The sequence below is a fragment of the Aquirufa sp. OSTEICH-129A genome, assembly GCF_054558355.1.
Map to the genome: position 1 here is coordinate 897,997 of NZ_JBPXKC010000001.1, position 8,936 is coordinate 906,932.

The 8,936-nt window shown below is 40.9% G+C and carries 1 protein-coding gene; it reads right to left on the minus strand.

Annotated features, from left to right (window positions below; all coding sequences use genetic code 11):
- Window positions 1-55: 55 nt before the first annotated feature.
- Entirely contained in the window at window positions 56-8,875 is an 8,820-nt protein-coding gene (locus SKC36_RS03965) for an invasin domain 3-containing protein (protein WP_459464722.1), read from the minus strand.
- Window positions 8,876-8,936 lie beyond the last annotated feature (61 nt).

Below are 8,936 nucleotides of genomic sequence, written 5' to 3' on the forward strand. Positions count from 1 at the left end.
GTTTTAGAGGTTTCCCTCTTATTGAAATGACGTATAGGGCATCACTTCAATTTCTTTATTTATCCAATCGATTCACGTAAACGAATGATTGAATATTTGGTTTCGCTCCTTTGAAGTCAATGATGTAGAAATACACACCATCTGTAATAGTACCTTCTCCTTGAACGACACCTATGCCTTTAGGTATCTCTCCACCCCAATCATTTTTATAATTGTCGGTTTCGTACACTATACTACCCCAACGGTTAAAGATGGTTAAATGGTGACTTGGCATGCTCATGATTCCAGGAATCACAAACTTATCATTAATACCATCTCCATTTGGAGAGAATCCTTGCGTAACAAACGGTTCGCAAATGTCTTTATCCTTACTATTTGGAATACCATCTTTATCACAATCTGGTAATGCTCCATAGTTGATGTCATCTTCTAATTTATCCGGTATACCATCACCGTCATCATCTGGATCTTTGTAATCCGGAATACCATTTCTATCCGTATCAATTGGATTCAATGGATCTGGTCCAACTTCTTCCTTATCGGAGATTCCATTGTTATCTGAGTCAACATCACGGTAATCAGGTAAACCATCTAAATCTGCATCTGAAGGTTTGTTTGGATCACTACCTACTTCCATCTTATCTGGAATACCGTCTGCATCGGAATCAGTATCACGGAAGTCATAGATACCATCCTTATCTGTATCCAAAGGTCTGCTAGGATCTGGTCCCACCTCAACTAAATCAGGTATGGTATCCGCATCCGTATCAAGATCTAAGTAATCTGGTAGACCATCCTTATCCGTATCTACTGGTACTTTTGGACTATCTCCAGCTTCAATTTTATCTGAAATGGTGTCATTATCAGAATCCGTATCTGTGTAGTTGGCTTTTCCATCTTTATCCGAGTCTACTGGAATCATTGGATCTTTACCTGCTTCTACACTATCTGGAATACCATCATTATCTGCATCTAATTCACGGTAATCAGGAACAGTATCTCCGTCAGTATCTTGAGGTTTCAATGGATTAGCACCCGCCTCAATGAAATCAGGAATACCGTCATTATCCGAGTCAGTATCACGGTAATCGTATTTAGGACTTCCATCTGTATGGGTATCAGCATCTGTGTTCAATGGATTATTGACATCTGCACCAACCTCAATGATATCCAACATTCCGTCATTATCTGAATCTATGTCACGATAATCTGGCAATAAATCTCCATCAGAATCTAGTGGAACTAATGGTACTTTTCCTGCTTCAATACTATCTGGAATGGTATCATTATCCGAGTCGGTATCTAACATATCTGCTAGACCATCCTTGTCTGTATCTACTGGTGCACCATTGATGATACCTACCTCTACTCCATCTGGCATCGTATCATTATCTGAATCCACATCACGGAAATCAGCCAATCCATCTTTATCTGTATCTCTTGGCATATTTGGATTAGGGCCAGCTTCCATTTTATCAGAAACGGTATCGTTATCAGAATCGGTATCTTGGAAATCATACTTGCCATCTTTATCAGAATCTAGCGGTTTCCAAACATCACTTCCCACCTCCACTTTATCTGGAATCGTATCATTATCTGCATCCAATTCTAACATATCCGGAATTCCGTCTCCATCTGTATCCACAGGTTTTGTTAAGTCTTTACCTGCTTCTACGCTATCTGGAATACCATCACCATCAGAATCTGTATCCTCAAAGTTTTTCAAACCATCACCATCTGTATCCCAAGGCTTATCACAATTACCCACTTCCACATTATCCAAAATACCATCTCCATCTGAATCCGTATCGCGGAAGTTGGCTAATTTATCTTGATCCCAATCTGCTCCACCTTCAACACCATCGCGAATACAGTCATTATCTGAGTCTAGGTCTAAGAAATCTGGCGAACCATCTTTGTCCGAATCAATAACCGCTTTGTATTCACCACGATCATCCCAACCATTTTCGTTGCCATCATTTAAGTTATCGCATTCTCTACACTTATCTTTTCCTTCCCAAGCATCTGGAATTCCATCACCATCGGAATCATCATCTAAGTAATTTGGAATACGATCTCCATCATTATCTGTATCACGCTCGTCACTATCACCTAACCAGTCACCATCAGCATCTTTATCGCGGTAGTTTGGTCTACCATCTTTATCTGGGTCATTGGTTAATTCTACCTTATCGGCAATACCATCACCGTCTGAATCAAGATCGATGTAGTCTGGAGTTCCGTCCTTATCTGTATCAGGTACTGGAGCAGGATTTCCTTCTAAGAAATCAGCTAATCCATTTCCATTTACGTCTGGAGATGCACCATTTTTATCTACTCGACCATCGTAATTATCATCAATCGTTCCACGCTTATTATCTGTTCCTTCCCAAGCATCTAAAATACTGTCATTGTCAGAGTCAATGTCTAAGAAGTTCATCACGCCATCACCATCGGTATCGAATGATCTTTCTTGGGTATCTAAAATACCGTCATTGTCAGAATCTAAATCCAAGTAGTTAGCATCACCATCTCCATCACTATCCATATTCTTTTCGATCATATCTAAAATACCATCATTATCAGAATCTGGATCTAGGAAATTTGGAATGCCATCTGAATCAAAGTCTTGGCAAGTACCAGTACCTAGGTAACCTCCATTACACTCCATTTCATTGGAAATACCATCACTATCGCAATCACCTGCAAAGTATTTAGCATAACCTATACTTCCTTTAGGAGGAATATAACCAGCAATTCCACCAGAACATGCATTGGAAGGTTCTACGTCCGTTCCATTAGGTGATCCATCACCATCACAATCAATGGCTTTCCAAGCAGCTGATGTTTTAGACATAACAAACGAGCTCATCAAATATGAACAACCATCATTCATGTCTGTTTTATCTATCAATTCTTGCTCATCTGTAACACTATCACCATCAGAATCAGCCGATACAATGACGATTTCAGGTGTTTGAACAGCTGCCCCTTCGGTAGGCGTGATGGTGAATTTAGTTGAACCTGAAGTACCTTGTTTGTACGTAATTCCAAGTACAGAGAAGTCGGCCACACCATTTACAAAGTCAGTTGGTTTCGATAATGTATAAGTAGTCTGTGCTGTTGTAGTAGTACCAGAAACATTGGATACAACAATTTTCACAGGGTTAAGTGCAGCATTGAAGGTTGTAACGGTATTACCGTAATCATCAATGGCTACCATGGTACCCGTTATTGGTTTTCCAGCTTCTTGCTGTGCATCTAAATCAACTTGCAGCGTAGAGAAATTAGCAGGAACTACTGTTACTGGTAATTTATTTTCCGTTTTAGTAACGATAGAACCCGTAGGCGTTTTAACTTCTAATTTGGCTACTTCCGCAGCAAATAATACAACCTGGATGGTGGCAACTCCATTGACAAACTTCACTGTGAAGCTTGAGCCAAATGGTGTCATTCCGTTCAAGACTAAGTTCGAACTTGGAGTAGCAGTTCCTGTTTTGCCATTGGCCAAACTTGGTCCTCCCGAGGCACTTGTTAAAATATTAACTGTAGTATTATTAGTCGTTTTCTTACCCGTTTCAACTCTTGCTTGTGGATTTTTGGTATCACTTGGAATTGAGGCAGTAGTAACTAAGTTGGCGCCAGCTTGAGGATTAGCCGTGCCATTAGGAGCAATAGATGCACCTGCCAATTGCAATAGCTGGTCTCCCGTGAAATTCGTAACGACATTACCAAATTGATCGGTTGCCTTCACGGTCATAGTAATCGTTGAACCAGCAGGTACGGTTTGATCATTGGTGGAAATGATAAAATTAGTAGGAGCGCCTGCAGTTACATTGAATGCATTAGACTCCCCAGTTTTACCTGTGATATTGCTAGAACTTAATCCACTTCCAGTGGCTAATAATACAACTCCCGTTTCACTCTTAGTATATGACCATCCAGTAATTTCAACTGAAGGTGAGCCAGCTATTAAGGTTGCAGAAGCAGTTCCTGAAATAGTACCAGTTCCTGTTTTAACGGTCAAAGTAATTAGCCCACTAGCAGTAGCATTTACCGGATTATTGGTTACGTCCACCAAAGTAGCCGTTACTGTTTGTGGTAATCCAGCTACGTGGTTAGCAATGGTGCTTAACTTAATTTTAGCCGCTTCACCTGAACTAAATGTGATAGACGGACTAGTAACGCTAACACCAGTAGCGGATGTAAATGTCAATGTACCGACTCCAATACCTCCGCTGTATACTAAACCTAGACTTGTCAAGTTAGCAACACCATTTACAAAGTCATTCGATGCATTCAGTTTATTGACACCCGATAAGCCTGTAATGGTACCGACTAAACTTGAGGTTACAGTTACATTATTGCTGCTTGCATTGAAGTTAGTGATGATATTACCGAAGGCATCTTGCGCCGTCAAGGTATTTATACCAACTAGGGCTTGTCCAGCCACTTGAGGGCTAGTTAAGCTTAATTCAAACTTAGACATAGCACCAGCACTTACAGCTACTGTTAAGCGATCGGATCCACTTGTAGTAAGCGAACCTTCACTTGCTGTGATAGTTGCTGTCTCCGCTTTGTACAAGCGCATCACTGCGGTAGCTACCCCTGAGGTAAAGGTTAAATTAGTCACTGTACCTAGGTTGGTTCCATCAATGCTAGGACTTTGAACTGGATTAGCTGAACTAGTTGCCCCACCAAAAGTAAGTTGTTTTGAACCTGAATATGTCGTAGCTGTATTACCACTTGCATCTTTTGCGGTAATGGTAATGATTTGCTGTCCACCTGCAATTTGTGTGCCAGAACCCGTAATAACTAATTTAGTTGGCGCACCGGCATTGAACGTGACGCTTGCTGTCGTTTGACTGCTTGTTCCACTTAATACTGGATTACCATTTAAACTTGCCACAAATACACCCGTACCTGGGGTAGTTGAACTCACGGTGGCTGTATATGTTCCGTTTCCATTATCAGTCACAGCAGATACTGTTCCTACACCTGAAGACTTAGTAATTAGAATAGTAGCTCCACCAGTAGTAATGCTATTTCCATTAACATCTTTAGCTGTTACCGTCAATGTTTGTGTACTTCCATCTGCCAATAAGCTAGCTGTTGTAGGACTTAAGGTAGAAGTTGTAGCATTAGCCGCGCCCACTGTAAAGGTAACGCTTGCCTGAGTTTGAGTAGCTGTTCCACTTAAAACTGGATTTGAATTAATTGTAGCAACAAATACTCCTGTACCAGCTTGCAACGAACTAACTGTGGCTGTGTAAGTTCCATTAGCATTATCTGTCACCGCAGAAACCGTACCTACTCCGGATAATTTTGTAATTAGAACGGTGGCTCCTCCAGTGGTTATTGAATTTCCTAAGGCGTCTTTCGCTGTTACTGTCAAGGTCTGTGGAATTCCAGAAGCTAACAAGCTTGAACTTATTGGAGTTAAAGTGGATGTTGCTCCACTAGGTACATTTGCATTTATTACAACAGAATTACTTGTAATAGCTGTTCCACTTGCTGGTGTAAAGGTAAAGGTTCCCGTACCTGTAACTCCTGAATAAGTCAATCCTGATAAGTTTGAAACGCCTGCTACAAAATCAGTAATATTAGAAAGTTTATTTACTCCTGATAAGCCAGAAATTGTTCCAGCTAAGCTGCTAGTCACGGTGATATTATTGGTAGCGGCGTTAAATCCAGTTACCGTATTTCCATAAGCATCTAAGGCCGTTAAGGTGTTAGTACCTGTAAAGGCTGAAGCACTATTTTGTGGTGAAGCTAAACTTACCGACAATTTAGAGAAGGTACTTGGTGTTACTGTCAAACTTAGGCGATCTGTACCAGTGCTTGAAATTGTTCCAGAACTTACAGAAATCAATGCCGTTTCAGCCTTATATAAAGTCACATTCAAGGTAGCAACACCATTCACAAAAGTGACTGAAGTATTTGAACCAAAGGCAATGCTTCCTGCCAATGGAGAAATCGCAGGATTTAAGGAAACGTTGGCTCCTGAGAATACCATGGACTTAGTTCCTGTGTAAATCGTGGATGTATTTCCATTACTATCCTTAGCCGTTATGGTAATACTTTGAGGTACTCCAGCCATGACACTTGAAGCAGCAGCTGTTATGACAAATTTAGTTGCTTCTCCACCATTAATTAGGACATTAGCACTTGTTGAAGCAGTACCCGTCGCTGGAGTAAATGTAAATGTTCCAGTACCAGGGTTACCAGTATAAATCATTCCTAGGCTAGTTAAATTAGCCACACCATTAACAAAATCACCAGCGGCAGTCAACTTATTCGTACCTGATAAACCTGTAATGCTTCCTGTTAAACTAGAACTTACTGTAATATTATTGGTCGAAGCATTAAAGTTTGTCACCGTGTTGCCATAAGCATCTTTGGCTGTCAGGGTATTGATACCTTTGAAAGTCTCAGCATTATTTTGAGGACTTGCCAATGCAATCAATAATTTACTAAAGGTTCCCGCTGTAACATCTACTGTTAATCGGTCTGTTCCATCTGATACGATACTACCATCAGTTACTTCTACCACGGCTGTTTCCACTTGATATAGTATCATACTAGCTGTTGCCACACCATTGCTAAAGGTGATGTTCGTAGCTGAATTAAAATCTATTCCAGCCACAGTTGCATTCGTAACAGGGCTCGTAGATGGATTAGCACCGGAGAATGTCAATTGTTTTGCACCAGTGTAAGTCGTAACTGTATTGCCACTTTCATCTTTCGCTGTAATGGTGATGGTTTGAGCCACACCAGCTGCTTGATTAGATGCTCCAGTTATAATCAGTTTAGTAGCACTTCCGCTAGTGAAGTTTATGTTAGTACTTGTCACAGCAGTTCCTGTAGCTGGAGTGAAGGTTAAAGTTCCTGTTCCGGCTGTTCCAGTAAATTTCAATCCAAGGTTAGTTAAATTGGCTATACCATTGATAAAGTCTCCAACAGCATTCAATTTATTCGTTCCTGATAGACCTGTGATGGTACCTGTTAGGCTAGCACTTACTGTGATATTATTAAGTGATGCATCAAATGTGCTTACTGTATTTCCATAAGCATCTAAGGCCGTTAAGGTGTTAGTACCTGTAAAGGCTACCCCAATAGCTTGTGTATTGGCAAGACTAGCTTGCAATTTGCTGAAGCTTGCAGGACTTACAGCTACTGCTAAACGATCAGCCCCTGAAGATGTTATGGTTCCGTCACTAACTGATATAATGGCATTTTCTACTTTGAACAAGTTCATACTCACAGTAGCCACACCATTACTAAATACCACATTAGTAGCTGTGCCAAAGGATGTATTCGCAACCGTTGGACTTGTCACAGGTAATGTGGATGCAGTAGCTCCAGAGAAGGTTAAGCTTTTCGTACCCGTATAGCTAGTAATCGTATTGCCACCTGAATCTTTGGCTGTTAAGGTAATCGTTTGAGCTGTACCTGCCACTTGATTCGAAGAACCTGTAATAATTAATTTATTTAAGGCTCCTGGGTTAATTGCAACTGGACCTCCAGTACTTGCTAAGCCCGTAGTTGGCGTAAAGGTGAAGTTTACGTTTCCTGCCAATCCAGCATATACGATACCTAGGTTTGTCAAATTAGCCACACCATTGACAAAGTCACCTGCGGCATTCAATCTATTCGTACCAGATAAACCTGTAATCGTTCCTGTAAGGCTTGAGCTAACAGTAATGACATTGGAACTTGCGTTAAAGCTAGTTACAGTATTTCCATAAGCATCTTTAGCAGTCAGGGTATTCGTACCTGTCCAGGCTACACCATTAGATTGAGAAGCAGCTAAACTTACCGCTAATTGACTAAATCCACCAGGGTTAACCGTTAGAGTTAATCTGTCAGATCCACTTGAAGCAGTAATGCCAGACGTACTTGCAGCAATATTAGCTGTTTCAACAGCATAAAGCGTCAAGTTGGTACTAGCCACACCATTGACAAAATTGATTATGGTATTCGAAGCAAAATTGCTGGCCGCAGAAGTTTTATCCGTTGCACTGGCTGTGAAATTTCCATTTGGTGATAAACTTGCTCCTGAGAATACTAAAGTTTTGTCGCCTGAGAAACTTGTTACAATATTACCATTGGCGTCTTTCGCAGTAATTGTAATAGCTTGTGCTATACCAGCCGTTTGAGTGGCCGTAGCACTTGTAAGCACTAATCGAGTAGCTGTACCAGAGCTAATACTTACGTTAGAGCTGGTAATTGCTAATCCTGTTGCAGGGGTAAAGGTAAATGTTCCTGTTCCAACTGTACCCGTGTAGATTAAGCCAAGGCTACTTAAGTTCGCTACTCCATTCACAAAGTCACCAGCAGCTGATAATTTATTTGTACCAGACAATCCGCTAATGGTACCTGGTAAGCTCGTGCTAACCGTGATGTTATTGCTTGATGCGCTAAAGTTAGTAACTGTATTTCCGTAAGCATCTAAAGCTGTCAAGGTATTGGTACCTGTAAAGGCTACACCATTGGTCTGAGATGCAGCCATGGTCAATCCTAATTTAGCGAAAGATCCTACTCCTACTGTAATAGCCAAGCGGTCAGATCCAGTAGCACTTAAAGTACCATCACTTACAGCGATATTAACTGATTCAGCTAAATATAGAGATAAATTAGTGGTAGCCACTCCATTGGTAAAGGTGATCGTAGTAGCAGTACCAAAACTAATTTGGTTAGCATTTTTATCAGTAGCCTTAGGGGTAGTTACAGGGCTTAATGAGCTAAGAGCACCCGAGAAGGTTAATGATTTATCCCCAGCAAAAGAAGTAATGGTATTTCCACTTAAATCCTTCGCCGTGATTGTAATCGTTTGACTCGTTCCAGCCGTTTGCGTGCCGGATCCTGTAATCACAAACTTATTGGCCGATCCTGGATTGATCGTTATGCTGCCACTTGTTACAGCTGTCCCTGTT